General features: G+C 63.1%; 34 protein-coding genes and 1 tRNA gene. 17 read left to right on the forward strand and 18 right to left on the reverse strand.

Features of this window, described 5'->3' with window-relative positions; all coding sequences use genetic code 11:
* The 5 genes from ABIB99_RS32405 to ABIB99_RS32425 all read right to left on the reverse strand — a co-directional run.
* A partial coding sequence (locus ABIB99_RS32405; protein ID WP_354179432.1) for a transposase occupies positions 1-194 on the reverse strand: 194 nt, incomplete at its 3' end.
* A 1032-nt stretch (positions 195-1226) separates the two neighbouring features.
* Positions 1227-1901: a M48 family metalloprotease gene (locus ABIB99_RS32410; protein WP_354179434.1), complete on the reverse strand. Its 675-nt coding sequence runs from the start codon at positions 1899-1901 to the stop codon at positions 1227-1229.
* Positions 1902-1952: 51 nt separating this feature from the next.
* Entirely contained in the window at positions 1953-2864 is a 912-nt protein-coding gene (locus tag ABIB99_RS32415; protein ID WP_354179436.1) for a peptidoglycan-binding domain-containing protein, read from the reverse strand.
* A 310-nt stretch (positions 2865-3174) separates the two neighbouring features.
* Entirely contained in the window at positions 3175-3888 is a 714-nt protein-coding gene (locus ABIB99_RS32420) for a hypothetical protein (protein WP_354179438.1), read from the reverse strand.
* Between the two features lie 5 nt (positions 3889-3893).
* Positions 3894-4100 (reverse strand): hypothetical protein, encoded by a 207-nt coding sequence (locus tag ABIB99_RS32425; protein WP_028151003.1) that lies wholly within the window; start codon positions 4098-4100, stop codon positions 3894-3896.
* Positions 4101-4402: 302 nt separating this feature from the next.
* On the opposite strand from ABIB99_RS32425, the gene ABIB99_RS32430 reads away from it, so the two are divergent.
* Entirely contained in the window at positions 4403-4855 is a 453-nt protein-coding gene (locus ABIB99_RS32430; RefSeq protein ID WP_014495478.1) for a VOC family protein, read from the forward strand.
* A 313-nt stretch (positions 4856-5168) separates the two neighbouring features.
* Positions 5169-5807 carry a glutathione S-transferase family protein gene (locus ABIB99_RS32435; protein ID WP_063986389.1) on the forward strand — a complete coding sequence of 213 codons (639 nt, stop codon included), beginning with the start codon at positions 5169-5171 and terminating at the stop codon, positions 5805-5807.
* Between the two features lie 132 nt (positions 5808-5939).
* Here the strand turns inward: ABIB99_RS32435 and ABIB99_RS32440 are convergent, their stop codons facing one another.
* The 3 genes from ABIB99_RS32440 to ABIB99_RS32450 are packed head-to-tail and all read right to left on the reverse strand — an operon-like array spanning position 5940 to position 6669.
* Positions 5940-6107 (reverse strand): hypothetical protein, encoded by a 168-nt coding sequence (locus ABIB99_RS32440; RefSeq protein WP_014495480.1) that lies wholly within the window; start codon positions 6105-6107, stop codon positions 5940-5942.
* Positions 6108-6112: 5 nt separating this feature from the next.
* Positions 6113-6358 carry a hypothetical protein gene (locus ABIB99_RS32445; RefSeq protein ID WP_354179442.1) on the reverse strand — a complete coding sequence of 82 codons (246 nt, stop codon included), beginning with the start codon at positions 6356-6358 and terminating at the stop codon, positions 6113-6115.
* Between the two features lie 56 nt (positions 6359-6414).
* Positions 6415-6669 (reverse strand): PilZ domain-containing protein, encoded by a 255-nt coding sequence (locus ABIB99_RS32450; RefSeq protein WP_063983468.1) that lies wholly within the window; start codon positions 6667-6669, stop codon positions 6415-6417.
* A 225-nt stretch (positions 6670-6894) separates the two neighbouring features.
* On the opposite strand from ABIB99_RS32450, the gene ABIB99_RS32455 reads away from it, so the two are divergent.
* The 11 genes from ABIB99_RS32455 (at position 6895) to ABIB99_RS32505 (ending at position 15698) form a co-directional block, all read left to right on the forward strand.
* A tRNA-Glu gene (locus ABIB99_RS32455) sits at positions 6895-6969 on the forward strand.
* Between the two features lie 103 nt (positions 6970-7072).
* Positions 7073-7207 carry a hypothetical protein gene (locus tag ABIB99_RS32460; RefSeq protein ID WP_256461574.1) on the forward strand — a complete coding sequence of 45 codons (135 nt, stop codon included), beginning with the start codon at positions 7073-7075 and terminating at the stop codon, positions 7205-7207.
* Positions 7208-7713: 506 nt separating this feature from the next.
* The gene (locus tag ABIB99_RS32465) at positions 7714-7944 is read left to right on the forward strand and encodes a photosystem reaction center subunit H (protein WP_084795144.1); all 231 of its coding nucleotides are present in this window, start codon (positions 7714-7716) and stop codon (positions 7942-7944) included.
* Positions 7945-9161: 1217 nt separating this feature from the next.
* Entirely contained in the window at positions 9162-9821 is a 660-nt protein-coding gene (locus ABIB99_RS32470) for a hypothetical protein (protein ID WP_063983471.1), read from the forward strand.
* A gap of 141 nt (positions 9822-9962) precedes the next feature.
* On the forward strand, positions 9963-10589 hold the full coding sequence (locus tag ABIB99_RS32475) for a PilZ domain-containing protein (RefSeq protein WP_063986390.1): 627 nt from the start codon (positions 9963-9965) through the stop codon (positions 10587-10589).
* Positions 10590-10711: 122 nt separating this feature from the next.
* A complete protein-coding gene (locus ABIB99_RS32480) occupies positions 10712-11719 on the forward strand; it encodes an acyl-CoA desaturase (protein WP_063983472.1) in 1008 nt (335 codons plus the stop codon).
* Between the two features lie 137 nt (positions 11720-11856).
* Positions 11857-12114 carry a hypothetical protein gene (locus ABIB99_RS32485; protein WP_063983473.1) on the forward strand — a complete coding sequence of 86 codons (258 nt, stop codon included), beginning with the start codon at positions 11857-11859 and terminating at the stop codon, positions 12112-12114.
* Between the two features lie 93 nt (positions 12115-12207).
* Positions 12208-12363, forward strand: coding sequence for a hypothetical protein (locus ABIB99_RS32490; RefSeq protein ID WP_187387714.1), 156 nt, complete (start codon positions 12208-12210; stop codon positions 12361-12363).
* A gap of 329 nt (positions 12364-12692) precedes the next feature.
* Positions 12693-13733, forward strand: a complete 1041-nt coding sequence (locus tag ABIB99_RS32495; RefSeq protein ID WP_028151012.1) for a PrsW family glutamic-type intramembrane protease — start codon at positions 12693-12695, stop codon at positions 13731-13733.
* Positions 13734-13802: 69 nt separating this feature from the next.
* Complete coding sequence (locus tag ABIB99_RS32500; protein ID WP_063983474.1) at positions 13803-14381, forward strand: HdeD family acid-resistance protein; 579 nt, start codon at positions 13803-13805, stop codon at positions 14379-14381.
* A gap of 231 nt (positions 14382-14612) precedes the next feature.
* On the forward strand, positions 14613-15698 hold the full coding sequence (locus tag ABIB99_RS32505; RefSeq protein ID WP_063986391.1) for a 3-deoxy-7-phosphoheptulonate synthase: 1086 nt from the start codon (positions 14613-14615) through the stop codon (positions 15696-15698).
* A 58-nt stretch (positions 15699-15756) separates the two neighbouring features.
* On the opposite strand, the gene ABIB99_RS32510 is transcribed toward ABIB99_RS32505, so the two are convergent.
* From ABIB99_RS32510 to epmA, 3 genes are read right to left on the reverse strand one after another with little or no spacing between them, the layout of a single operon-like run.
* Positions 15757-16014: a hypothetical protein gene (locus ABIB99_RS32510; RefSeq protein ID WP_063983475.1), complete on the reverse strand. Its 258-nt coding sequence runs from the start codon at positions 16012-16014 to the stop codon at positions 15757-15759.
* 43 nt (positions 16015-16057) lie between these two features.
* Complete coding sequence (locus ABIB99_RS32515; protein ID WP_063983476.1) at positions 16058-17152, reverse strand: lysine-2,3-aminomutase-like protein; 1095 nt, start codon at positions 17150-17152, stop codon at positions 16058-16060.
* Positions 17149-18213: an EF-P lysine aminoacylase EpmA gene (gene epmA, locus ABIB99_RS32520; RefSeq protein ID WP_063983477.1), complete on the reverse strand. Its 1065-nt coding sequence runs from the start codon at positions 18211-18213 to the stop codon at positions 17149-17151. Before epmA ends, ABIB99_RS32515 begins: the two co-directional genes overlap by 4 nt.
* A gap of 162 nt (positions 18214-18375) precedes the next feature.
* Here epmA and efp point away from each other — a divergent pair, with 162 nt between their 5' ends.
* Together efp and ABIB99_RS32530 are read left to right on the forward strand one after the other, a co-directional pair.
* A complete protein-coding gene (gene efp / locus ABIB99_RS32525) occupies positions 18376-18942 on the forward strand; it encodes an elongation factor P (protein WP_063983478.1) in 567 nt (188 codons plus the stop codon).
* A 17-nt stretch (positions 18943-18959) separates the two neighbouring features.
* Complete coding sequence (locus tag ABIB99_RS32530; RefSeq protein WP_063983479.1) at positions 18960-20582, forward strand: hypothetical protein; 1623 nt, start codon at positions 18960-18962, stop codon at positions 20580-20582.
* 31 nt (positions 20583-20613) lie between these two features.
* Here ABIB99_RS32530 and ABIB99_RS32535 read toward each other — a convergent pair whose 3' ends face one another.
* On the reverse strand, positions 20614-21117 hold the full coding sequence (locus ABIB99_RS32535; RefSeq protein ID WP_063983480.1) for a cupin domain-containing protein: 504 nt from the start codon (positions 21115-21117) through the stop codon (positions 20614-20616).
* 32 nt (positions 21118-21149) lie between these two features.
* Positions 21150-21629, reverse strand: coding sequence for a carboxymuconolactone decarboxylase family protein (locus ABIB99_RS32540; RefSeq protein ID WP_063983481.1), 480 nt, complete (start codon positions 21627-21629; stop codon positions 21150-21152).
* 53 nt (positions 21630-21682) lie between these two features.
* On the opposite strand from ABIB99_RS32540, the gene ABIB99_RS32545 reads away from it, so the two are divergent.
* Positions 21683-22213, forward strand: a complete 531-nt coding sequence (locus ABIB99_RS32545) for a MarR family winged helix-turn-helix transcriptional regulator (protein WP_135213537.1) — start codon at positions 21683-21685, stop codon at positions 22211-22213.
* A gap of 6 nt (positions 22214-22219) precedes the next feature.
* Here ABIB99_RS32545 and ABIB99_RS32550 read toward each other — a convergent pair whose 3' ends face one another.
* The 3 genes from ABIB99_RS32550 to ABIB99_RS32560 form a co-directional block, all read right to left on the reverse strand.
* On the reverse strand, positions 22220-22408 hold the full coding sequence (locus ABIB99_RS32550; protein WP_354179451.1) for a hypothetical protein: 189 nt from the start codon (positions 22406-22408) through the stop codon (positions 22220-22222).
* A gap of 84 nt (positions 22409-22492) precedes the next feature.
* The gene (locus ABIB99_RS32555; protein WP_354179453.1) at positions 22493-22744 is read right to left on the reverse strand and encodes a hypothetical protein; all 252 of its coding nucleotides are present in this window, start codon (positions 22742-22744) and stop codon (positions 22493-22495) included.
* Positions 22745-22817: 73 nt separating this feature from the next.
* A complete protein-coding gene (locus ABIB99_RS32560) occupies positions 22818-23078 on the reverse strand; it encodes a hypothetical protein (protein WP_354179455.1) in 261 nt (86 codons plus the stop codon).
* Between the two features lie 133 nt (positions 23079-23211).
* Here ABIB99_RS32560 and ABIB99_RS32565 point away from each other — a divergent pair, with 133 nt between their 5' ends.
* Complete coding sequence (locus tag ABIB99_RS32565) at positions 23212-24441, forward strand: lytic murein transglycosylase (protein WP_071914260.1); 1230 nt, start codon at positions 23212-23214, stop codon at positions 24439-24441.
* A 111-nt stretch (positions 24442-24552) separates the two neighbouring features.
* On the opposite strand, the gene ABIB99_RS32570 is transcribed toward ABIB99_RS32565, so the two are convergent.
* Positions 24553-25350: an aldolase gene (locus tag ABIB99_RS32570; protein ID WP_354179458.1), complete on the reverse strand. Its 798-nt coding sequence runs from the start codon at positions 25348-25350 to the stop codon at positions 24553-24555.
* Between the two features lie 108 nt (positions 25351-25458).
* Entirely contained in the window at positions 25459-26268 is an 810-nt protein-coding gene (locus tag ABIB99_RS32575) for an SDR family NAD(P)-dependent oxidoreductase (RefSeq protein WP_063983487.1), read from the reverse strand.
* Between the last annotated feature and the right edge of the window lie 37 nt (positions 26269-26305).

Below are 26305 nucleotides of genomic sequence, written 5' to 3' on the forward strand. Positions count from 1 at the left end.
AGGATGAGATGCACGTGGTTTGGCATCAGGCACCAGGCCCACACCTCAACTCCGGCGTCGCCGCAATTTGCGGCGAGCAGGTCACGATAGAGCGCATAGTCGCCATCGTCGAAGAACGTGCGCGACCGGCCATTGCCGCGCTGGGTGACATGGTGCGGATGACCGGGAATAACGACACGGGCAAGGCGGGCCATGCCGCTTCTTGATCGCGAAATCGGATGGCGTCAATTTAGTGCACTGTCACCGTAATTCTGCGGATGCACGGACTGGAATGAGAGCAACGATGTCGGACTAAACAGCTACTGGGATTCGGAAGACGCTAGAACCAGAACCCAGGCATTCGCCTGTCCAGGCCAAAATAGGTAGGTGCGTCCAGTTGTTGCCTTGATCGTCTTATTTTCCTTTCCGTCGTGGTACGAGACTAGAACCGTCTCGCCGCATTTTGCACACGAAAAGTCTGTCGACTGCTTAGGCTCAATCGATAGGGTTTGCCATGCAGACTGCCCGTTCCAGTAAGAAAAAACTAACGTGTATGGACCGGGATTTCGTATGCGAATTTCACCCGACTTAGGCGGCGAGTTCAAGAGAATAGACGGGGGAGCTATCTGAGCTATTCCCCCTTCCCGAGGACCGATAGGCGTCCTTGGTGTCGCAGAATCCCCCGCGGCGGCTGGCGCCCCTAGACCTATTGCGACCAAAACGCAAACCGGAATCATCGCGCGGACCATCATGCTGCGCTCCTTACTTCTTCTGTATTCGAAAGCTTTCCTGGTGACTGAGAAGCTGTGCTTTGTTGAGCGTCACTCGAAACAGGGGCAGCCGAAGTAGTTTGTGCAAAACGACCTAGCATGTACCCGATGATAGTTCCGAATAGTCCGAAAGCCGGTGCAATCTGTTCGTTGCTGTAGCCAACTGTCACCAAGATGAGAGTTCCAGTGATTACGGTAAGTATGATTACTGGGCGGGCAATGTCATCAGGCCGAGCATTCGCTACTTTCCGTAACGAAAAAATAAGGGCGCCTATAATCGCGAGACCAAGAATGCCGATCAAGCAGGTCAGCCAAAACTCGTAAGGTGTCTTTGACGAAAAAAATCCCGCGAGAGTGGCTCCTGCGCTCGAAGGATTCTGAAGCACTGGCGGAGGAGGTATGGTCTCCTCGCAGGCGCTTGGCGAAATCCAGCAACTCCACATTGCTATGGCTAAAGTGAGCTGCGCTGAATGCTTTCTACAGTCCACGCACATAGGATGCACCCTCCTGCGCTGAATCTTGGAACGGCTTCCCACTCAACGACAGCGTATATCCTTTATCCAATGCCGCGCATCGCTGCCCCGGAGATCCATGATCATCCGGTGAAGCGTTTTCGTAAGCGCCTAGGTCAATGAATGCCCTCAGTACATCGCGCATAGCGCCGGGATCGGATCCCATCTTCTTGGCCAAATAGTATCCGGCGAGGACGTCAGCATGAAGCTCGCGCAAACGCTCCGTGGGGCCGCTCAAACGAGCATAATATTGATCGGCCGAGAAGAACTGAAATATGTGCCCGCACTCGTGTGCTAACACACAGGCTACGGTGATGCCTCCTTGCCTCGGTTTGAGAAGCTCATTAACCAGCCTGATTCCGATTAAGACAGTCCCCTTTGTTCCATTGACGATGGTCTCAGGCGTGGCTCCTGCGTTCTTGGCGTTGACAAACTTGAATCCAGGGTCAACCGGAATCACCGAAATGATGCGCTTCAATTCTGCTATCAGCGCTCTGTCAAAGGCCGGATCGCCCGATTTGGATGTCATGTTACTATAATCGGGCAGCGAACTTCCAGAAACGCAGGCCACACGGCTGCCGTCGATCGCATAGGAAGCTGTTCGGCTTGACACGAGGGTCGAAATCGAACCGATGATCAAAGCGCGTCGCGAGCATGCAATACACATGGCGACATCTCTCAATGTTAAAGCTCAATCCTTTTTAAACGCGGCAACCGGAGCCGGGGTCATCGCAGCTGGACAATCTCCAAGTCCCTTGTAACAGTCTAAAACGCTGACCGCGGACTTGCTCGTCTGAATTACAAGAGGAGGTGGATTCGCAACGGCAGGCGGAGTGCTGATGCCAACCGTTTCATTCGACGAAGCATCATTCTTTCGGTCGGTGTTGGACCTGAAACTAGACAGCATCGCGGGAGGAATTGCCTGGTACTCGATGGGCCGATCCTTGCTCATCCAAATTGAAAATCCGCGTATCTCCGGTGGCTTGTTAGGCGGCGTTACAACATCGGCGCGGACATAGACAGCTGCTTTTCCCTCGAATGCAGCAATCACGAACCAATCGTTTTCAACGAAACGCTGATAGGCAACTTTCCTGTCATTGATCTTGAGGAATCTGTCGAAGAGATCTTTAAACGACACTTCGGTCCCAAACCGCAGTGTCTCAACAAGCAATCCGTTTTTCTTGCTGTACCAGTGGTTACCCCATTTCGTCTCTGTTGGTCCCTCCACATAGCCCAAGGGAATACCGACTGAAACCCCTGCGTCATTGTCTGTAAACTGCTTAAACCCCGCTTGAGTACGACGAACTCGACCCTCGCGCAGAAGTTGACCTTCTTCCAGCGGCGCCAATTGACCCGTTACAGGATGCCCAATGCGAGCTTGGAATTTCTTGATAGCCGCAAGCGTGCCTTCACCGACATTTCCATCAACAAGACCTTCGTAGTAGGTCATCCAAATCAGAGCTTCTTGTTGCTTTCGGATTTGGGGCGCTGTTTGAGATTGCGCAAATGCCGGTCCGGCGCAAAGCGACGCAACCGTTGCGGCTATCCGTATGACGTGGGTCGCATTCTGGATGCTGGATACAGCCCGTCCGCACGTACTCATATCTTCCCTCCGGAAGAAGCGCGTCCGAAGTTTGCACCGGCAAAGGGTAGTGCTCGCTATACAGCGGGAATATGAACTAGTTCACATTACGAAAAAATGCACAAAGTTATGGGCCGGCGCGTCAAAAGATCGGGGCGCGGCAACCTTCAGGATGATCCGTTTCGAGCGGCAAACAGCATTCGATGCTTGGGATTACGGTGACAGTGCACTAAATTGATTCCCGATCGCCACCCCTACTGACTCTGGGGCTTCGGCCGACAGCTTGGTGCTAGCGCCAATTGAGTGCACTGTCACCGTAACTCCAGCCACTTCAATTCGTCGTGGTCTTGCCGCCGCGCATGGACACGAGCTTGTCCTCACCAAATCCGAGAATGAGCCAAGCGGTCTCATCGAAACCGTCTGCGAGCTTTCCCTCGTGAGAATACACGATCTGAGCAGCTTCCGACTTCGACGGCGGTCCCAACGCCGTGATTACCTCCTGACGCGACATACCTAAATGCAGCTTGCTGTCGAGGACGACGGGCGAGAACTTTTCCGGGATGATGGCGCAATCGACCGAGGCCCCGGCGTCTTTCTCGGTGAGCTCTTCAACGATCTCCGTGACGAGATGGTCCGGGCCGCCCATCTCTCCGCTGGACACCACCCATAATCGATGCTGCGCGCGCCGATAACACAGCCAATAGATGCTATCTCCAGCGTCGCCTTGGTGTCGGATGGTCCCTTCGCCCACGGCTTCGCGAACCGCGCCGAGCCGCGTCTCTTCGAAGCGGCCGGCGAATGCGCCTAGCGAAAAGCGGGTCGCCAATCTCTTCACGACTGTCGGCGGCACGCGCTCGAACGCATGTTCGTCGACTGGGGGCGGCGGTGTCTGCGCGGAGCAGTCGTCCGCGGGGATCGCGAAAAGGAGAAGGAGCAAGAAGAGCGTCTTTCGACCATCAACTCCGAATTGCCTATATATTTCTCGCCTCAGCAGGTCGCGCCTAGGCGTCGAGAGTGCGGGCATCAGTTTCTGGGTGTCGGACACGTCAGTCACCCCAGCTTCCCTTCATTGATCTTGTGCGCAACCTCGCCAACAGAGCTGCCAACGATGACGGCGGTCACGATTGGCCAAAAACCCGCCACCATGACGATAGCGCCCCAACGCATGTCTTCGCCGGGCCGTCTGTAGCCATCGTTGATGCCGCCGAGGATCAACCAGATCAGGCAGCCAATTGCATATCGCTTGAACCATTTCACGGCGAAATACCTTCCTGATATGGGCATTAGTGACCGTGACATTGAGGATGGTTCATCGGCAGGACCGGGCTTGCTCATTGACGAGAAGCGTTGAATTCCGCTGACAGCGCATTGAACTCATCTGCGTGTCCCGGCTGACGCTACGGCTTGTCCGTCCATGCTGAGTTGGCTGACCGCACCCACCGTCTCTCCCTCACGCAGATGTGCCTGCGCCCCCTGCCCCTCCTCCCACTTTCCTGCTATCTCCTGTCCCCGCCGTTCCGGCCCAAACCAAAACACCTCCGTATCAGGGAGCAACAACCATGCGATACCTTCACACCATGCTGCGCGTGCGCAATCTCGATGTCGCGCTGAAGTTTTACCAGGATGCGCTGGGCTTGAAGGAGGTGCGGCGGATCGAGAATGACAAGGGGCGCTTCACGCTCGTCTTCCTGTGCTCGGCGGACGATCTCGAGGCGCTGAAGAAGCAGCCGCAAACGCGCGGCGCGCCGCTGGTCGAGCTCACTTACAATTGGGACGAGGAGAAGTATGGCGAGGATCGCTTCTTCGGCCATCTCGCCTATGAGGTCGACGACATCTACGCAACCTGCGCGCAGCTGATGAAGGCCGGCGTCACCATCAACCGTCCGCCGCGCGACGGCAACATGGCCTTCGTCCGTTCGCCGGATCTGCACTCGATCGAGCTGCTGCAGAAGGGCGAGCCGAAGGCGCCGGCCGAGCCCTGGTCGTCGATGCCGAATACCGGCCACTGGTAGGGCCGCGACGCAGGAACCAGCCCTCGCTACCCGTGTTGTCCCTCCGACATAACGATTGGAGGAGGACGCAATGGGACGAGGACTGTTGCTGTGGATGCTTGGCGTGCCGATCCCGGTGATCATTCTGTTGTGGCTGTTCTTCGGCCACTGATCATCGGGCTCGATCTGCCGGGTTCGATTTGCCAAGTTTAGCTTGCAATAAAAGCTCCGCCGACGGCGGAGCTTTTTGCATGAGAGGCGCGCCGCAATCGCCGTCGCTCCCGCCAGGGAATTCCGCTATCACGCGCGCCAAAGCGAAATGCGGGAGGACTTCATGCCGGACACCAAGCGGACGATCTGGGGCCGCGCCAACTCGGTCAACGTGCAGAAGGTGCTGTGGTGCCTCGCCGAGCTCGACCTGCCCTATGAGCGCATCGACGCCGGCATGAGCTTTGGCAAGACCCGCGAGCCCGACTATCTCGCGATGAACCCCAACGCGCGGATCCCGACGCTGGTCGAGGGCGACTTCGTGCTGTGGGAATCGAACTCCATCATGCGCTATCTCTGCCTCGCGCATGGCCGCGGCACGCCGATCTATCCCGAGGCAGCGAAGCTGCGCACCAGCGTCGACCGTTGGCTCGACTGGACGCTGTCGATGGTGCAGCCGGTGGACCGCCCGGTGTTCTGGGGCATCGTGCGCACGGCCCCCGCCGAGCGCGACATGATCCAGGTGCAGCGGGATGCCGATGCCGCCGCCGAGGTCTGGGCCATCGCCGACCGCCTGCTGTCATCGCGCCGCTTCATGGATGGCGACCAGTTCACGCTGGCCGACATCGCGATCGGCGCCTATGCGCGGCGCTGGCTCGGCGTCGAGGGCATCACCCGTCCGGCGCAACCGCATTTGACCCGCTGGCTCGCCGAGCTCGGCAAGCGGCCCGGATTTGCCCAGTTCGTCGCACCGCCGATGTCGTGAGCCGGCGGCGCGGCGTAAGCTGTGCTGAGCGCGCGATGAATCGTCGCCATGGCGCACGTCTCGGGCGTCGCGCCAAGACTTGACGGCTACTGTGCATGGGGTTGTTTTCGCGGTTTTTGTTCTGGGCGGTGCCTAGCGCCAGCCGCGCTCGACCAGCAGCACGCAGATGATCAGCACCAGCGTCACGGCGGCGGTGGCGAGCTTGGCCGTCCAGCTCAGGCCGCGCCCGACCCACAACAGCAGTGCGCAATACATCACGAAGGGGACGATGATGTCGGGCCGCATGAGATCCGGCGGCATCGGCTTCAGCGCCTGACCGTGGTCTCGACGCTGACCGAGCCGCCGATCTTCACGCAGGTGCTGGTACCCTCGACCATGACGAAGCGCGGGCCATAGGAGGCGCAGGAACCGGCCTTCGCCGTGCCACCCGTCCCCTTCAGCGGCAGAGCCTTGCCGGCCTGCGGCCCCTCGGCAGGCGGAAGGCGCAGGGCCTCGGCCGCGGCCGCGGAGGTGGCCAGCAACGGGATGAGGATGAGGAACGGCGCGCGCATGCATCCGTTCTAGCCCGGACCGGCGCCACGCGCCATCCGGGTCGCCTCGCGCGGGATCAGATGAACTTGACGCCGGCCGATTTGCCGCGGCGCCAGATCACCTGGCAGCTCCGCCCGGTGCGGGCATCACGCGCGAACGCCATCCGGATCACGCCCGGGAGCTGGCTCGCGTCCTCGTCCAGCGTGATCTTTGCGCCGGTATCGGAGATGTCCTGGACCAGGCAATGCCGCGCCGCGAATCCGCCGTCGAGCGTGATCCAGGCGTGCCGCGACAGCGATTTGCGGGCTGCGCGCTTCTTGGGCTGGGGCATGGACAAATTTCTCCGGTTCCAGCGCTAGCTCAGGCCCCCCTAAGAAACCGTTGAAATCGCCCCCGAATGTAGCGGGGGTGGAGGCTATCCACTGGTGCCAAAAGACCGTTCCCGAACGGCTTGCCCACGGCGCCAAAGGCCACTATACGTTCGCCCGCTGCAGCCGCCGGGCTCGACTCGGGTGGCCGGCGGCCATGCCGTGAAAAGCGGCGGGGCCTTGTGTTTGCTCCCTTCGTCTATCGGTTAGGACGCCACCCTTTCACGGTGGAGAGAGCGGTTCGATTCCGCTAGGGAGCGCCAACAAAATCAATCACTTGCCGCCCTCCTCCGCCGCCGTGTCCAACACCTGTCCAATATACGGGTATGGACTCGTACACAGCGCCGGGTCGCGGAGCTGCGCGAGATGGAGCGCCTTTGCTCGGATTGGGCGGACGATGACGATCTCGTTCTCGCGCGCGACGGACTGAACGCGCTGGCGGCCGACTACCGCGCCGCTGCGGACGCGATGGTTCCTTCTGGTGCTGTTTGGGACCTTTAGGGCGCGGTGAGCGTTGAGGCGTTAGCACCGGGGCAGGATCGCGAACCCCGGAGTTCGGATCATGAGCACGATCCCTGCGGACCTCGAAAGAAAGTTCGAACAACGGTGGGCCGCCAGATTGGCGCGGCACATTCCGCCGGCTCCATTTGCGCGCCCTGCCTGTCCGAGGTGCAAGGCCCAGATGATGCTCGTCAGCATCGAGCCAAAAAGCCTAAGCGTGGACTTGCACATGTTTCGCTGCGCTGTCTGCAATCACGCACGTACGACATTCGCAACGCATGAAGATCCCATGCATTCCAATGGCCGCTGGCTTCAAGGCGATTTGCGCCCACCGAAGTAACCCGCGCTGCAAGTCGTGACCGAAGGCGAGACGCCGCGGCTGCCGGAAGGTTTCAGGGTCGAGCTCGACAAGGACGGTTGGCGGCACTGACTCGCGCGAAGCGGCGATGGCCTCAATGAATCTGCCGCGCTGACTGATCTTCACTAATCCGCCGGCCGCGTAGGGCATGACCATGTCCGATGACTGGACCAAACGAGCGACGAACATCCTTCGAGAACTTCATGCTGCCGAGACGGAGCTAATCGGCAGGGGTGTTATCCTGACCGACGGTAAGGCGGGGACGGTTGATCACGTCTTCCTTGACGAGGTGCACGGGCTCCGGATCTCGATCGGTGGCCACGACGGCAAGTGGCCGATTTCGACTCTGAAGCTTCTAGACTCCGGTTTCGCCAAATAGCTTGTCCGCCCGGTCACCGTCCGCGGTGATCACTCGGTGACCGGGCGCCCAGCGCGGACTTCGAAGGCCTGCTCGCCGGTGCCTGGCCGAGTAAGCCAGTCACAGTTTACCTGGAGTGGCAGCCATGATGCAGAACGTTGTAGCCGGATGCGTCGCAGTGGCTTTGATTATCCTGGCCTTGATTGGCTTCGCCCAAACGCACCATGAATGTTGGCACGGGCACGTGCTCCTAACCCATGAGCCCTGCGGATCCGTCAGCCCTTCAATATAGGAACAACCATTTTCCGCTGATCTAGGCGCGGGACCAAAGCCCCGCCGCTCGTGAAGTTCTGCCAGCACAGGTAAGCTTGCGGACGACTCAGCGCGAAAGCGCCCCTACCGCCCGGTAACCGCCTTCTGGCGCGCAGCGTTCAGGTCTGCCTTTGTCTGTGCAGTTGCGGCACTCGCGGGCTCTCGATTTGGGGGCGGCTCATTGAGGTCTCGGGCCCACGGCGCGCCAGATCGAACAACTGACTTCGGAGCGGCATGTTCTGAGCTGGAGCAGGCAGAGACGAGAGAGACGACAACAAGGGACATCCCCGTCCGGCCCAACGTTTGAGTGATCCTGTTCATCAGGCAATCAACTTCTGGCGCGGCCTTACTGTTGGCGCCTGCGATCCGCTCTAGCATCGAAATAGATGACCACCGCGAATGTGGCGCCTAGAGCCAAAACGCTGACACAGCCGGTAATCAACGCCACCGCCATCATAGCTGGATCAGTATTTCTACGGCGTCAGGGCTGGGCAATTCACGAATGATTAGCGCATGCAACAAGGCTGGGGCCCGCCAGCGTGAACCGGCGGGGCCTTTGCTTTTCCACACCCACGATGCGCAGTAGCCCGCGTTCGTTCCGCGGCCCAAGGGATTGATAATTTGACTCTCGCGGCGCCAGGCTTCGATGGCGCAATGACCAAGGTGGAGAACCGAGCGGCCGCCAGGGCCTACCACTAGGAGCGGATGCGTAAGCTCGACGAGGAAGCCAAAGCAGCACGCATTTTTAGACGGGGATAAACGACCATGGACATCATCCCATCTCTTTCACAGTGGAGAGAGGGGTTCGATTCCGCCAGGGAGCGCCATCATCCGGGCCATCGGATGATGCGGCGAAATCCGCCGCCCCGCATGAACCTCCCCGCCCCCGACCGACGACCAATGTCCCGTTGGAACCGGTACAGGCCATGGTGCTGCATAAATCCCCCTCGGACCGCCAGACCGGCGCCGCCTCGCCGGCACTGCCGTCCTGGATGCACCGTACCACGCCGTACGCGCCGGAGCGGCGCGCCAGAATGCTGGAGCACATGGCACGCGCCCGATCGCTTCCGCAGCCCCAGGCCGCGACGGTGCCGGCGCCGTCGCGCACGAGCGGCGTGGACATTCTCGGCGACGCCTTCGGCTACATGGTTTTGTTCGGTGTCATCGCCCTGCTCTTCCAGTCGCGTGTTCCTCTCTATCTTGGTGCCTTCCTCTTCCTCACCGACGGCGAGCGCATCGAACACGCGCTCGGAACGGTCGGCATCCGGCTCGAGCCGGATACGGTCGGACCCGACATCATCAAGGGCTTCGCATCCCTGTTCGGATGGTTCGCGCTGCTCGCGTCCTTGCAAGGCTCCGTGCCGGCCTGGCTTGCGGCATGGATGCCGCCGGACACATCCTGGTCCGCCATTGCCGGCATCGCCGTCGTGTTCGCGACCGTCGAAGCGTCTGCGGGGCTGGCGATGCGGCACGCGTTGCCGTGGTTCGGATTCCAGATCAGGCCGGACAGCCTGACCGCGACGACGATCAAGCTCCTCATGGCCCTTGGCCTGCTCGCCTTGCTGGTGCTGCTCGGATCTCTCTGAGCGGCGCGCAATGACGATGTCGTGAGACGGCCGGGGCGTTTACCGGAAATTTACCCCTGCTATTTGATCGGCGTATCGTTTGCTTAGACGTTGCGCCCTACCGTGAATCTACGGAAACAATCCGAAACACGATTGGCGTTCATGTCCGTCTCAGAGTTTCTCCGGCAGCGTGCAGTGGAAGTCAGCGTGAGCGGCAGCTACTCGCTGCCGCGCTGGTACGATTGTGAGGGCCAGCTGCGTACCTTCGCCTGCCGCACCAAGCGTGTCTCCCCGTTCCGCATGATCGTCGACGTGCCTGTTGTCGGAAAGGTCGGCGAGCGCGTGACCTCCTATTTCCAGGACTTTGGCGAATTCCAGTGCACCATCAGCGCGACGCTGAAGGCGGGCTTCCTGATGGAACTCGACATGACGCGGGAGCGGCGCGCCTGGATGTCGGAAAAGCTGACCTGGCTGGAGAAGAAGCAGAAGGACGCCAGCATTCTGGAACTGCGCAATGACGCGCGCTTCGTTCCGCAGGTCTCGCACAGCTTTCTGACGCTCGCCGACGGCAGCACCCATGCCTGCTTCATCATCGACGTCTCCACGGCCGGGGTCGCGATATCCTGCGAATACGACCCGCAGATCGGAACCCCGCTTGCGGTCGGCGCCTGCGTCGGGCGCGTCATTCGCAAATTCGACAACGGCTTTGCGGTCAAGTTCGCCGAGAAGCAGCAGCGGGACGACCTCGTCCGCCTGGTTGTCCGTACGCCCATGCTGCAATTGGCCTGAATCGGCCCGATCGATTTTAACTCAATTTTAACTAAATACTGGAGGTGCTGATCCCCGCGCGGTAGGGTGTGACCCAGCATGTCCGCAATCACTGCGGGCCCCGAGTTATTGGAAGTCCCGGAATGTCCATCGCTGAGTTCGCCCCGGCAGAGACCGCCCAAAACGCGCCCGCCGTCGCAAAGCCGCAGCTCCCGCCCGGCGTCATCACTGAAGGCCCGCTCGTCCAGGCCAAGTTGCGCGAAAGCTACCTCCTCCTCGGCATTCTCTACGTCGGCGCTGTCGCGGGCATCATCTGGGCCATCACGCAAGGCGTCGGCAGGGTGGAGCTGTTTACCTTCGCCTGGATGTTCGCGCTGACGACGTTCGGCATCGGCGCGGGCATGCACCGCCTGTTCGTCCATCGCAGCTTCCGCACCGGCCCGATCATGCGCGTCTTCTTCTGCGCCATCGCCCAGATGGCGGTGCAGGGCTCGATCGCGAAATGGGTCGCCAACCACCGTCGCCACCATCTATACGCTGACGATGTCGGCGATCCTCACAGCCCGCAATTCGACGGCTTCGGCAATCGCTATGTCAGCGCGTTCAAGGGCTTTTTGCACGCCCAGGGCAGCTGGGTGTTCGACCAGGCGACCACCGACAACGAATACTACGCCAAGGACATCCTCGCCGATCCGATCGCGATGTTCTTCGTGCGCACGCGCTGGGTCTGGTACGGGATGTCCGGCGTCTTCATTCCCGCCGTAATCGGCTACACCTTCGGCGGCGTGCACACCATGATCGGCTGCGTGCTGTTCTCCGGCCTGCTCCGCTGCTACCTGCTGATCCTCACCAGCCAGCTCACCGGCTCGGTCTGCCACGCCTACGGCTATCGCCGCTTCGAGGTCGAGGACGCCTCGACCAACGAGTTCGTGACCACGATCCTCACCTTCGGCGAGGGTCTGCACAACAACCATCACCGCTTCCCGCGGGACGCCTATATCTCGCACGCCTGGTGGGAGATCGATCTCAACGGCCTGATCATTCTGGGCATGGAGAAGATCGGCCTCGTCCACGACGTCTTCCACGCCTCGCACCGTCAGCTCGAGCTGGCGTCCGAAGCGGAAGCGCAGGCGGCCACGACGGCGCGCTAAGGCGGCAGGCGGCGGCCGTTCCTCCGGCCGCCTTGCCTCTGCTCCGCTGCCCTATCGCGGCCCCATTGCGGGATCAGCTTTTGAGGGTCTGTGCCTCGTGCCGGACCTCATTTGCAGACTTGCGATCGGGGGACCGAATGGCAGTCAACAAGATTAGGATTGATAAGATCACTTGGGACCGGGTTGGCCGGGTCACTGAGCCCGGACGCTACATGTACACCTTTGGCTGGCTGACGATTACGGCCGGCGATCTCGATATCTGGAAGCAATATCCGCAAGCCGCCTTCACGCTGCTCGCGCACCACGCCGAGCCGGACGAGGCCGTCGGCGAGGAATTCCATCTCGGCGCCTTCGACATCGCGCCGGACACCCCACCGCCGTTCACCACGCATTGAAGGGCGGGAACGCCGGCCCAAATCGCCTTGCGGGCTGCGCGCGGCGCAGGCGGCTGCGGGAACGCATGGCATGCACGTTGCTTAATCAACGTCATGATGCACATCCCCGCCGTCGACCAGGCCTTCCTGCTGCTGCTCATCGTCTTCTGCCTTGGCACGTGCCTCGTGCGCGCCTTCTGGGAGTTGGAGCAGGTGCGGGCACGCCGGGTCGCTGCGCCGCCCCGCGGGCGCACAACGAAGCGTGACTAGGCCGGTTAGCCCGGCCGCGCGTTGTCCAGGCGGAAGCCCCGCCGCCTCTGGACTCGCCGCTCAGTCACGTGCATCGAGAATCGAAGAAACCTGCGCAGTGCCTTGATCTGACTTGCCAATCGCGATCCGGTGGCGGGCGCGGACCGCTCCCATCGATGACGAATTGGTTCTGTCATGCGCTTGATTGCGCTCGTATTCTACACGTTCGGTGCCGATCCCGATGAACGCCGGCTGTCGCGCCTGTTAAGTGACGCGACAGCAAATGCATGACACATGGTCGCATCGGTAGACGTAGATAAGCAGATCAAGGGAACCTATTTTCGGCGCCGATGTACCTGATTGAAGCTTTGCCCACCGTCATCGGAACTGCCGCCATCGCCCCGGCGCTGCTGATGCTGTGGCTCGTCATTGCCGCCGAGGAGCGCCCGGGACCGCCGGCCCAGGTCTGGACTGCGTTCCTGCTCGGGGCGGCCAGCATTTCGCTGCTGGGCCTTGCCCGCGCGCCCTTCGCCAAGATGGTTGCGGCCCCCGACAACCCCTGGGCGGCGCTCGCCATGCATTCGGTCTTCGGGGTCGCGCTGCCCGAGGAAGCGGTCAAGGTGATCGCCATCGTGCTGGTCTCCTCGACCAAGCGGCGGACCTTCGCCAATCCGATGGACACCGTGGTCTATGGCGCCGCGGTCGGCCTCGGCTTCGCCGCCTACGAGAACCTCGCCTACCTCGTCCAGCACGCCGAGATGTGGCGCTCGCTGGCCGCGCTGCGCAGCGTGCTGACCGTGCCGTTCCACGGCGCGCTCGGCATCATCGCCGGCGCCTACCTGACGATCGCGCGGGCCGGCACGGCGCTGGGCGCCAACCGCCACCATCGCGACTGGGCCCGCCTGTCCAGCCGCCTGCTGATCTTCGCAGGTCCGCTCGCGCTGCATTCGGCCTTCGACTTCCCGCTGCTGACCTTGCAGCGGATGCCCGATCTCGATCCGACGCTGCGGATGTGGCTGGGCGGAGCGAGCCTGCTGATCGGCTTCAGCTCGATCGCCTTCGCCATCCGCCTGGTGCGGCGGGTCGCGCGCCATCACGCGCCGCGGACCGATATCGCGCGGGAGCGGCTTAGCCAGCTGCGCCGGATGTGGGCGCTGCTGCTCGCCGGCGGCGGCGTCGGCTTTCTCGGCCTCGCCTTCGTGCTGACCTCGATCCATCACTGGCTGATCAATCCCGAGCGCAATCTGACATTGGCCCTGATCCCGATCGGCTTCGTCTCGATCCTGCTCGGCCTCGCGCTCCTGATCGTCACGATCGCGATCTACATTCTCGGCCGCAACCGCGTTCGCACCAGCGGCGAAGGTTTTTCGTCAGCGCACGGCGGCGGTTGAGCCCCGGGATGGCAAGCGCGGTGTGTGCATACTAGATTGAGCAGACATCTTTCGATCTGGAGCCTGCCGATGACATCGCCTGAGGATTTTTCCCGGCTGCAATCCGCCATGAGCGAAACGGTCAAGGCGCATTGGAAGGCTTTCCTGTTCGAAGGCATCCTGCTTGCCGTTCTCGGCGTCGCCGCGCTGATCCTGCCGCCGCTCGCGAGCCTTGCGATCACGATCTTTCTCGGCTGGATGTTCCTGATCAGCGGCATCGGCGGACTGATCGTGACCTATTGGGCGCGCAGCTCGCCGGGATTCTGGTGGTCGCTGATCTCGGCCGCGCTGGCCGTGCTCGCCGGCATGCTCCTGCTGGCCCGGCCGATGCAGGCCGTGCTGACGCTGACTATCGTGCTCGGCGCCTACTTCCTCGCCGAGGGCGTCGCCACCATCATGTATGCGCTGGAGCACCGCCGCGAGCTGAGCAGCCGCTGGTCCTGGCTCCTGATCTCCGGCCTCGTCGACATCGCCATCGCGTTCATGGTGATCACGGGGCTGCCGAGCTCGGCGGAATGGGCGATCGGCATCCTCGTCGGTATCAATTTGCTGTTCGGCGGCGCCACCCTGATCGGCATGGCGCTGGCGGCTCGCAAGAGCAACAGTTGAGGCGCCTCGTGGCCGCTCGCGCCGATTGGGGGGTGACAACCCGCCAATCGCACGCTATATGAGCGGCCATGATCACCCTCGTCACCAGCTATTTTTGGTACTTTAGCTACGACAGCTCGCTGGCGGCAGGAGGATCGCGCTCAATCTGAATATTGAAGCAAACGTCCGAACAAGCCGCCAGACCTGGCGGCTTTTTTATTGCCGGCAGGTTCAAACAAACAGGAGCCCGCCGTGCTGAGCACGACCGACGATCTTCGTATCCGCGAACTGAAAGAGCTGAGCACGCCGGAAGAGGTGATGCGGGAAGTCCCGCGCACGCTCACCGCAACGCGTGTGGTGATGGCGGCGCGCAACGCCATCCATGCCATCCTCAACGGCCAGGACGACCGCCTGCTGGTCGTGGTCGGCCCCTGCTCGGTGCACGATCCCAAGGCCGCGCTCGAATATGCCGAGCGCCTCGCGAGCTTGCGCGAAGAGCTGGCCGACCAGCTCGAGATCGTGATGCGGGTCTATTTCGAGAAGCCGCGCACCACCGTCGGCTGGAAGGGCCTGATCAACGATCCTGACCTGGACGGCAGTTTCGACATCAACAAGGGCCTGCGGCTGGCGCGCAACGTGCTGTCCGCGGTAAACAATCTCGGCCTGCCCGCCGGCGCAGAATTTCTGGACATGACGACGCCGCAATACATTGCGGACCTCGTGTCCTGGGCCGCGATCGGCGCGCGCACGACCGAGAGCCAGATCCATCGCGAGCTGGCCTCGGGGTTGTCCTGCCCGGTCGGGTTCAAGAACGGCACCGACGGCAATGTGCGCATCGCTGCGGACGCGGTAAAGTCGGCCTCGCATCCGCATCATTTCATGGCGGTGACCAAGCTCGGCCGTTCGGCGATCGCTTCGACCGCGGGCAACGAGGATTGCCACATCATCCTGCGCGGCGGCAGCAAGCCGAATTACGATGCGGCAAGCGTCGCGGCGGCCTGCAACGATCTGGCCAAATCCGGCGTCGCGCCGCTGGTGATGGTGGATGCAAGCCACGCCAATTCGAGCAAGAAGCCGGAAAACCAGCCGCTGGTCATGGCCGACATCGCCGGCCAGATCTCGGGCGGCGAGAACCGTATCATGGGCGTGATGATCGAGAGCAATCTCGTCGCCGGCCGCCAGGACGTGGTGCCGGGCAAGCCGCTGACCTACGGCCAGAGCATCACGGACGGATGCATCGACTGGGCGACCACGGCAACCGCGCTCGAGCAACTCGCTGACGCGGTCGAGATCCGGCGCAACACGAAGCGCGCGGGGCTGCACGAACGCTCGGCGTAAGGCCAAAACCAACGCGGGCGGGGCGAGCTGTCGCGCCCTGCCCGCCGATAGCCACAAGCTAACAGCCGCGGCAGATGCTCTTGATCTTCTTGTCGAGCGCCGCGTCTTCCTTGTTTACGGGATTATTCGGATCGCTCAGATTTTTCTCGTTCGGTACGTCACCGGCGCGCGGCTGGCGATGCCCGATCGGCGCTTGCGGCACCGACCCGGACGTCGCGCCGCCGGATGTCGCCCCCTTGGAGCCGCTGGGCTGTGCAACCGCCGCGCCGCCAAGCAAGACCACGAGCGACGCTGCCACCACCATGATCTTCTTCATGTCCGTTCCTCCATTCTCAAACCCACGTTCTCTGCATCGCCGCTCACGTCTCGGGCGGATAGAGATGAACGTCGCCGCAATAATCCACGATACGATAGCGCGTTTCCTTTTCCGCTTCACGCGCGTCGGCTGCGGTATTTTGCACCGCCAACACATAATTCGGCCCCACCGGCGATTTGCCGGCGCCGCCGGGAATGTCGATGACATAATCGGGCTGACACAGTCCTGACACCCGTCCGCGCAACTGCCGCATCAAATCCTGCCCCTGGGCCAACGTCGTTCGCAAATGCACGGTGCCCGGCGCGAGATCGCCGTGATGCAGATAGTAGGGCTTGATCCGGCATTCGACGAAAGCTCGCATCAAATCCGACAAAGCGGCAATGCTGTCGTTAACGCCGCGCAAAAGCACGGACTGGCTCACCATGGGAATTCCGGCATCGGCAAGCCGCGCGCAGGCCGCGCGCGCAGGCCCCGTCAACTCGCGCGCATGGTTGGCATGCACCGCGACCCAGGTGGTCGCGCCCTCGACCTTCAACGCAGCCACCATCTCGTCGCTGATCCGCGCGGGATCGGCTACCGGCACGCGGGTGTGAAGGCGGATGATCTTGACGTGATCGATTCCCGCGAGATCGGCCATGATCTCGCTCATCCGGCGCGGCGATAGCATCAAGGGATCGCCGCCGGTCAGGATCACTTCCCAGATCTCGCTGTGCGAACGGATGTAGTCGATCGCCGCGCGATATGCGCCGTCCGAGAGCGCGTTCTCCTTGCCGGGCCCGACCATTTCGCGGCGGAAGCAGAAGCGGCAATAGACCGCGCAGACGTGGACGAGCTTGAACAGCACGCGGTCGGGATAGCGATGCACAATGCCCTGCACCGGCGAGTGCGGATGATCGCCGATCGGATCGGCGCTCTCGCCTGGCTGCATCTCCAGTTCTGCGGCGGTCGGAACGAATTGCCGCGCGATCGGATCGTCGGGATCGGACGTGTCGATCAGCTCGACCAGCGCCGGCGTGATCGCCACCGCATAGCGCGCGGCGACACGTTCGAGCGCGGGCAGCGCTTCGGCAGGTGCAAGCTGCGCGGCCACAAGTTCGGCCGGCTCACGCAGGGTGCGTGCAAGGTTGGTCTTCGTCATGTCTCACTTAACGTTTCATTTGCAGGCGGTGTCCACACCACCTGATCGATCCGCGCTGCGCCGCTCGCCAGCATCACCAGCCGGTCGAAGCCGAGCGCGACACCGCTCGCCTCCGGCATTTGGGCGACCGCGGCCAGAAAATCCTCGTCCAGCGGATAGGCCTCGCCGTAGCGGCGCTGCTTCTCCGCCATCGACTCCGTGAAGCGCTTGCGCTGTTCCTCGGCGTCGGTCAACTCGCCAAAGCCGTTGGCGAGCTCGACGCCGCAGGCATAGACCTCGAACCGCTCGGCGACCCGCGGGTCATCGGCCTTCACCCGCGCCAACGCCGCCTCTGGAGATGGGTATTCGAACAGAATGGTCAAACGCCCCTGCCCCAGATGCGGCTCGACATGCTCGACCAGGACCTTGCTGAAGATGTCGGACCAGGTGTCGTCCTCCGCCACCCGGACCTTGGCGCCGGCCGCCTGCGCGAGCGCGGCACGGTTACCCTCGCCGCCCGAAATTGTCGACAGCAGGTCGATCCCTGCGAACCGCTCGAAGGCGCCGGCGACCGTCACCAGCTCCGGCTCGGCGAAGGGGTCCGCGGCCCGGCCGCGGAACGAGAAATTCCCGATCCCGGTCGCCTGCGCGGCGCGGGCGATGACCACGACGGTGTCCGCCATAATGGCATCATAGGGGGCGCTGGCCCGGTACCATTCCAACATGGTGAATTCGGGCAGATGCAGGTCGCCACGCTCGCGATCACGGAACACCCGTGCGAATTCGAAAATCCGCTCCTCGCCCGCCGCCAGCAGCTTCTTGCAGGCGAATTCCGGCGAGGTCCGCAAGTACCGGCTGGCACGGCTGCCATCGGGCCGCATGATCTCGGTCCGGGGGGCGTGCAGATGGGTTTCGTTACCCGGGGAGACCTGAAGGACCGAGGTTTCGACCTCGAGGAACCCCTGCTCGGCGAAAAAGCCCCTGAGAGACCCGGTAATGGCCCCCCTGGCCTGGAGGAGCGGCCGCCGGTCGAGGTGCCGCGAGGGCGACCAGAACGGCGAAATCGGCTTGTCCCCAACCATCAACCGGCCGCCCCGCAGGCCAGCAAAATGCTGGCATTCAATGACAAAATGCGTATGTTGCGGCCCGAAACGGGTGCCGCGGTCTGATTTGAGGCCCCAGGTCCCCCATCAATTTGACCACGTCCTGGCCGGAGCCGGGCCAAGCAAGCAGGAAATATAGCTTTGAGAGTCATCGCCAGTTCTATTCGCAAGGGCAACGTGATCGAGCAAGACGGCAAGCTTTATGTCGTTGTGACCGCCGAGAACATCCATCCCGGCAAGGGCACTCCGGTCAGCCAGATCGAAATGCGCCGAATCTCGGACGGGGTAAAGATCTCCGAGCGCTACAAGACCACCGACCAGGTCGAGAAGGCCACGATCGAAGAGCGCAACTTCACCTTCCTCTATGAAGATGGCGACGGCTTCCATTTCATGAACCCGGAAACCTATGACCAGGTCCAGGTGTCCAAGGACGTCATCGGCGACGCGGCCGCCTATCTCCAGGAGAGTATGACGGTCAAGCTGTCGACGCATGACGTCAACGTGGTGTCGATCGCGTTGCCGCAGCGCGTGACGCTGGAAGTGGTCGAGACCGAGCCCGTGACCAAGGGCCAGACCGCCTCCTCCTCCTACAAGCCCGCGGTGCTCTCCAACGGCCTGCGCACCACCGTGCCGCCGCACATCGCCGTCGGCACCCGTATCGTGGTGATGACCGAAGACGGCTCCTACTCCGAGCGCGCCAAGGACTAAGCGAGGAATCAGAGCAGGTGCCGCCGGGGGCCGAGGCAGTGGTTGGGAAAAGTTTCCGCTTCGTCTCGCTGATTCTGGCGGCGCTTTCGCTCCTCACCGCCACTCCGCTCGCTGCGGACGAAATCCGCAGCCCTTCGCTCACGGCGCTGCGCGTCGATTGGCGCGCAGCGCTCGACCAGTTCCGCACCGAGGTCAACAGCCGTCCTCCGATCGCGGGCGACTTCATCTTCGCACCCCGCCGTTCGGTGCCACGCTACGATCCGCGCGCCATGCCTGCGCTGGTGCAGCTCAACGCGGTCTCATCGCAATTCTTCACCGGTATCGCCCGCAGCTCCGTGCCCGTGCTTCTGCCGTTCGATGCTGCCGCCTATCTCGAGGCGCAGCGCAATCGCGCGCCGGGGACACTCGCGCTCTCGCGCTATCAGGCCGATTTCAATCCCGTCGACATGTTTGATGCCGGCCCCTCAGGTTACAGTGCCAGCTTCTCGCTCGAACCCGGTGCCGGCGACGGCATGCCGAGCCGCGTCTACACAAGGCCGGTCGAGGTGCAGATCACGGGCTCGGCACTCGTTTACGACGTCGCCGATCCCGCCGGCGGCAAGGGCGAGCAGGTCAAGCCGCTTGCGGCAACCTATCCGGACCTGCGCAGGTTCATCCGGGAAGGCTATGTGCGCTACGCCTTCACCCGCTTCGGCGTTGCCTATGTCGTCTCCATCCAGTGCCTGGACAGCATCGCAAAGCCGCGGAGGCTCGCCTGCAAGGAAGCCTATCCGGTTGCCGAGCGCTTCCTGAAAGGGCTCCGCATCGCCGGCGGCCAGCGCATGCGGCCGCTCACGGACATGGCCTCCAGCATCATCGATCGTCCTTCAGCGCGGTCGCCGGATTTCACCTACCGACCGAGCGGCGACATCATCCCGAACACCGGCTATCGCAACAAGGCCGGCCATCCGGATGTGATGGCCTATGCGCAGATCCGTTTTCCGCTCGAAAAGGCGCCCGCCTTCGTGCGTTCGCAATCCTACGGCAAGCGCGACAAGAGCGACGGCCCGACGGCCTATCCCTGGCGCGACAATTTCTGCGAGTCCCGCAGTTTCGAGGTCTGGCAATGCGGCGGCGGTTATGGCCACCAGGGCGAGGACATCCGCGCCGCCGAATGCCCACCGCCCGGCGAAGGCCACGAACCCTGCGATCGCAAGCAGCGAGGCGTCGTCGCGGTGCGCGACGCCATCGTGATCCGCGGCGCCAAGGATCAGGCCGCGACGCTCGAGGTCAACAGCCGCACCGAGCATATTCGCTTCCGCTATATGCACATGAACCCGCAGGCGCTGACCGCCGACGGCATGCTCAACGGCCGCATCGTCACCGAAGGCGAGAAGATCGGCGTGGTCTCCAACTATCTCGACCATCCCGCCGGCACATCGATGCATTTGCATTTCGACGTGCAGGTATTTACTCGCGACGGCTGGATCTGGGTCAGTCCTTACGTCACGCTGGTCTCGGCCTATGAACGCCTGATCCACGCCCGCGGCCGCGAAGTCGGCCCGGAGATCGCCGGCACGCCGCAGCCGGTGGCGCATGCGTTGCCGGAGGACGTGATCAAGCCGGACCTGCGCGAGGGATCGAGCGGCGAGGAGAATTGAGGGGCGAGCTCGCTCATGGGGCCGCTACGGACTACTCCAACAGCGTCGTCAGCTGCGCGCCCTCGTCCGCCACGAACACCGCGATCAATTCCGCCGGCTCGGTCGCGCTGGCATTGGCCGAGACCAGATGCGTCGATCCCGGCGGCTCGAAGAAGGACTGGCCGACACCAAATGTCTCGACAGGACCGCCGCCAAGCTGGGAACGGATTTCACCCTTGGTGATGTAAGCGGTCACCGAGCCCGCGTGACGATGCGGCCGCGAGAATCCGCCGGGACCGTAGAACACACGCACGATGGTGACGCGCTTGCCCGGGACGTTCGGTAGCGCGTAGGAGCCGATCGGCTCGACCTTGTCGAGCGGCGAGCTCTCCGCCGCGGTCGCGCAGAGCGGCGCCAACGCGCCGGATACGGCGTCCATCGTCACCGGCAACGCCTTGCCGATCGCAAGCGCGCAGGCGAGCCCGCCGACGACGGCCAGAGCCATCGAGCGCGATGGCGCCGGACGCTGCGCATGGGTCAAACTCATTGCAGTCATGATAACCTCCCCTTGTTTTATCGTTGTTGCACTCAAGATGCCGCGGCGCTCGCTGCGACCGGCCGCTTCGCCGGCGTCCAGCGATACGCGGCGCCAAAGCGGTTCCAGACGTTGATCGAGGCGACCGCCGAGGTCAGGTACATCAGCTCGGTCTCGGAGAATTCGCCGGAAGCCTCCGCATAGACCTCTTCGCTGACGCCATCGGGCAGGCAGGTCAGCGCCTCTGCCCAGGCCAGCGCGGCCCGCTCGCGCGCGGAAAAGACCGGCGCCTCGCGCCAGACCGCGACCAGATTGAGCTTGTCCACGGGCACGCCGATCCGCTCCGACAACAGGACGTGGTGCTGCACGCAGAAGGCGCAGCCGTTGATCTGCGAGGCGCGCAGCTTGACCAGCTCGAGCAGCTGCTTGTCGAGGCCCGCCTTGGCCGCCACCTGGCCGAGCGCCAGCACCAGCTCATACGCATCGGGCGCGATCTTCTTGAAATCCTCGTACTCGCCGCGGGCGTGTGACATTGGCGTTCACCTCGTGTATTGTAAGACTGCTTACATCTTATAAGAGCTCTTATATGACACGCAAGACCGCTGCCATCACGAAATCGAAGGCTTCGCGGAAGCCGGCCGCGCCTGCCGAAATCGCTGCCGTTCGCGTGCCGGCGCCCGGCGAAGGCAAGCGCGGCGAGCAAGGTTATCTCGGCTATCTGCTGCGACAAGCCCACGCCGCGGTCCGCCTGACGATGGAACGGACGCTCGCCGACCTCGGCGTGACGTCGCCGCAATTTGCCGTGCTGACCATGCTGAACGCCTATCCCGGCCTCTCCGGCGCCGACGTCGCCCGGCTCACGTTCCTGACCCCGCAGACGGTCGGCGTGATCATTCGCAACCTCGATCGCGACGGTGCGATCGTGATGACGCCTCATCCGGTCCACGGCCGGATCCAGCAATGGACGCTGACGCAGCGGGGAACGACGCTGTTGAAGGCTTGCAGGGAGCGCGTGATCGCGCTGGAGAAGCGCCTTGCCGCAAGTCTGGACGCCAAGGCAGAGACCGCGATCCGGCGCTGGCTCGCCGGCATCGCCGCCGATTTGCAGGAGGACTAACCGGCTTTAGTCGCCACCGCCTCCGTCACCACCGCAGCCGCCATCGCCTCCATCGGCATTCGAGAAATCGCTGACGGCGCCGTCGCCCTGAATGCCACGGCCAAAGTTCTCGGCGATGATCATCAGGATCACGACAAACAGCCCGGCGCCGAACGGCCAGGGATTGGAACGGATGATGTCGAACAGCTCCCGCATGCGCGCATTCTGGGCAGACGGAAGCAAACCGACCGTAAAGCGACAGGCTTGAAATTGGGGATATCCGGGCAAGCCTAAGGACGCTCAGCCGCCCTTCAACGCTTTCTTAACCTCACCGTCGGGCCAGGCATCGCCCGCCGCGCTCGCGTGCACGCGGCTCTGATCGGCGGCATTCACCAGCACATGCGAACTCGTCCGATCACCGCTCGGCTCGATACGCAAATCGGTTTCGGGCTTCCAGCTCAACGTGGTCGCGAGATCGCCGGGATAGATCCGCCATTGCGATCCGTCGTCGAGTTCGACGACATGGCTTTCCGCATGTGCCCCTATCTTCATTCCACCCCGAATTCTCGATGAGCAGACTACGTGCAGACGGCGGGCCCCGGCGCTCGGCCGGGGCCCTGCTCCGTCAGTCGTTGTCGTGATGAATCACGGTCTTGCTGCGATCGCCGAATTCATCTTCCTTCTTGATCACCGTGGTGCGGTCGGCAGGCTCGCGCTCCCTGATGACCGTGGTGCGGTCGCGATCGCGGTCCCGCTCACGATATTCGTGGGACTGTCCGACCGTCACGCCGGCACCGACCGGGCCGACGTGAACGCCGACTTCGTCGGCGAATGCAGGGGCAGCGATGGCCGTGACCATGGCGGCGGCAAACAGATATCTTTTCATCTTCATCCTCCAGTGTATGCGGAGGGAATGCGGGACTGCGACACTTTGTTCCGGCGGAACGCGGCGCGATGGCCTGTTCCCGGTGTTCCAGGAACCGGCCCACAGCAGCCGTGATTCCCGCTAGAATGGGTCCATGAAACAAGCTGATTCCTCGGCCAATCACAGCCGCCGCGCCCTGCTTCGATCCACGCTCGGCGCAGCCGCATTCATCACATTCCCCACGCAGCTTCTCGCCGCGCCTCCGGGCTTCGACGAATGGCGCGAGGGTTTTCGTGCACGCGCCATGGCGAAGGGCATTTCGGCCGCGACCTGGCAGCGCGCGATGGCGCGGGTCGAGCCCGACATGAGCGTGTTCAAGCAGATGCGCAACCAGCCAGAATTCCACGAGCAGGTCTGGCAATACATCAACCGCCGCGTCTCGGACTGGCGCATCATCAATGGCAAGATCGCGCTGAAGAACAACGAGGCGCTGCTCGCGCGCATCGAGCGCGATTTCGGCGTCGAGCGCGGCACGCTGCTGGCGTTGTGGGGCGTGGAGTCGGCTTACGGCGATCCGCTGGTGCAGCAGAACCACATGACGCCGGTGTTTCCCTCGCTCGCCGCGCTCGCCTGGAACGAGCCGCGCCGCAAGGCCTATTGGGAGACCGAGCTGATCAACGCGCTGCGCATCGTCGACAAGGGCTGGAGCACGCCGGAGCAGATGCAGGGGTCATGGGCCGGCGCGATGGGCCATTCGCAATGGATGCCGGAGGTCTGGCTCAATGTCGGCATCGACTATGACGGCGACGGCAAGGTCTCGCCGTTCGGCAAGCCGGACGACGCGCTGGGCTCGACGGCAAAATATCTCGTCAATCGCGGCAAATGGCGCCGCGGCGAGCATTGGGGCTACGAGGTGCGCGCCTCCGGCGAGGCGAGCGGCAACCGCACCTATGCGGCGTGGCAGGCGGCCGGCGTCACCCGCGCCGACGGCCAGCCATTCCCGCAGCCGAACGCATCCGCGCAGATCTGGACACCGGTGGCGGGCGGCCCGACCTTCCTGCTGGGACCGAATTTCAACGCGGTGAAGAGCTACAATCCCTCGATGAACTATGCGCTGGCGATCTGCCATCTCGGCGACCGCTGCCTCGGCGCGCCGCCCTTCATCCAGCCCTTCCCCGGCTCAGAGCGCGCGCTGACGCTCGCCGAGGTGCAGGAGATGCAGACGCGCCTGACCAAGGCCGGGTTCGACACCGGCGGCACCGACGGCCGCGTCGGCAACGACACCATGAAGGCGATCAAGGATTTTCAGCAGCGCGCGGGGATCACGCCCGCCGATGGGTATGGCGGGCTGAAGCTGCTGGCGAAGCTGCGGCAGGGGTCGTAGGGCTTGCGCTTGCACGTAGCCTGGATGGAGCGAAGCGTAATCCGGGACGACTGCTTCCGCCTTTGACAGCCCCGGATTACGCTTCGCTCCATCCAGGCTACGCCACCATCGCTAGTGCCGGTACTGCGGCTCTTCCGCGTCCAGCTGCCGCCGGATCGCGGCGAGATGCAGCCGCGCGGATTCGGAATCGCCTTCGCGCATCTGCCTGTAGGTTTCCGCCGCGATCGCGGGATCGACCGGCAGCACCTTTCGTCCCGTCGACATCGCCAGCACCTGCACCTCGGCGGCGCGCTCGAGATAATAAAGATCGTCCCAGGCCTCCGCGATGGTCGGGGCCAGCACCATCACACCGTGATGCTTCATGAAGACGATGTCGGCATCGCCGACGGCCAAGGCGATGCGCGCGCCTTCGCGGTTGTCGAGTGCGAGGCCGTTGTAATCGCGGTCCACTGCGGTGCGGCCGTAGAATTTCAGCGCGGTCTGGCCGGCCCAGATCAGGGGATCACCCTCGGTCATCGACAAAGCCGTGGCGTAGGGCATGTGGGTGTGGAAGGCGACCTTCGCGCGCGGCAGCAGCCTGTGCATCTCGGCGTGGATGTAGAACGCGGTTGCCTCGGGCGCGCCCTCGCCGTCGAGCACGTTGCCGTGGAAATCGCAGATCAGGAGCTTTGACGCCGTCAGCTCGCGGAAGGCGTAGCCATATGGATTGACCAGGAAGAGATCGTCATGGCCAGGCACCACGGCCGAGAAATGGTTGCAGATGCCCTCCTCAAAACCACTGCGCGCGGCCATGCGGAAGCAGGCTGCGAGGTCCTCGCGCGCGGTGCGGATCGCGTCGGTGGCGAGATCAGGCCGGTTCGAGCGGAACGGCGCAGGTGCGGATGAGGAAGATTGAAGGCTGTGCGCCATGGCGAAGGAAACCTCTTTCGGTCGGAAGAGGCCTGCGTTGTACAGGGCCGACGCCTCTGCGTCAGCCCCTGCGGGCGCCACCCTGCCCTTCGCGTCTTGCGCGGCGGCTTATTGCCGCCGTGGCACGCCGCCGGCGTTCATGCCGCCGTCGATGACGAGCTCGCTGCCGGTAACGTAGCGCGAGGCATCGGATGCCAGATACAGCACACCGGAAGCGATCTCCGCGGCCTGCCCGGCGCGACCGAGCGGCGTTGCGACCTTGGCTCGCTCCTCGGGGTCGATCGGGGCGTTCTGGCCGGCGCCCGTTGCACCGGTCGGAATCTTGCCCCAGATCGGGGTATCGATGATCCCGGGGTGAACGGAGTTGACGCGGATGCCGTCGCCGGCCGCCGCGCACTCCATCGCGATCGATTTGGCGAACAGCCGCACGCCGCCTTTGGTCAGCGAATAGGCCGAGAGGCCGGGCGCACCGCGCAAGCCCGCGAGCGAGGACATCATCACGATCGAGCTGCCGCCCGTCTTGCGCATCAGCGGCAGGCAATGCTTCACGGACAGAAACACGCCATCGAGGTTGATCGCGTTCTGCTTGTGCCAGTCAGCGAGCGTCATATCGACGATCGAGGGTACCGCAATGCCGATGCCGGCATTGGAGACCATGATGTCGAGCCGGCCATGGCGCTTGGCGATCTCGGCTACGATCTCGATCCAGCGCTCCTCGCTGGTGACGTCCTGCTCCAGGAAAATCGCCTTGCCGCCGGCTTTTGTCACGCGCTTGACGAGCTCCGGGCCTCGCAGCTCGTCGATGTCGGTGATGACGACGGTAGCGCCTTCGCGCGCGAACAATTCGACGATGGCCTCGCCGATGCCCGAGGCGCCGCCCGTCACCAGCGCGACCTTGCCCTCAACCTGCCCTGCCATGTTCACTCCCTTTTTTGTTGTTCGAGCGGCTTATTTT

The sequence above is a fragment of the Bradyrhizobium sp. LA6.1 genome (assembly GCF_040547805.1).
Taxonomy (GTDB): Bacteria; Pseudomonadota; Alphaproteobacteria; order Rhizobiales; family Xanthobacteraceae; genus Bradyrhizobium; species Bradyrhizobium barranii.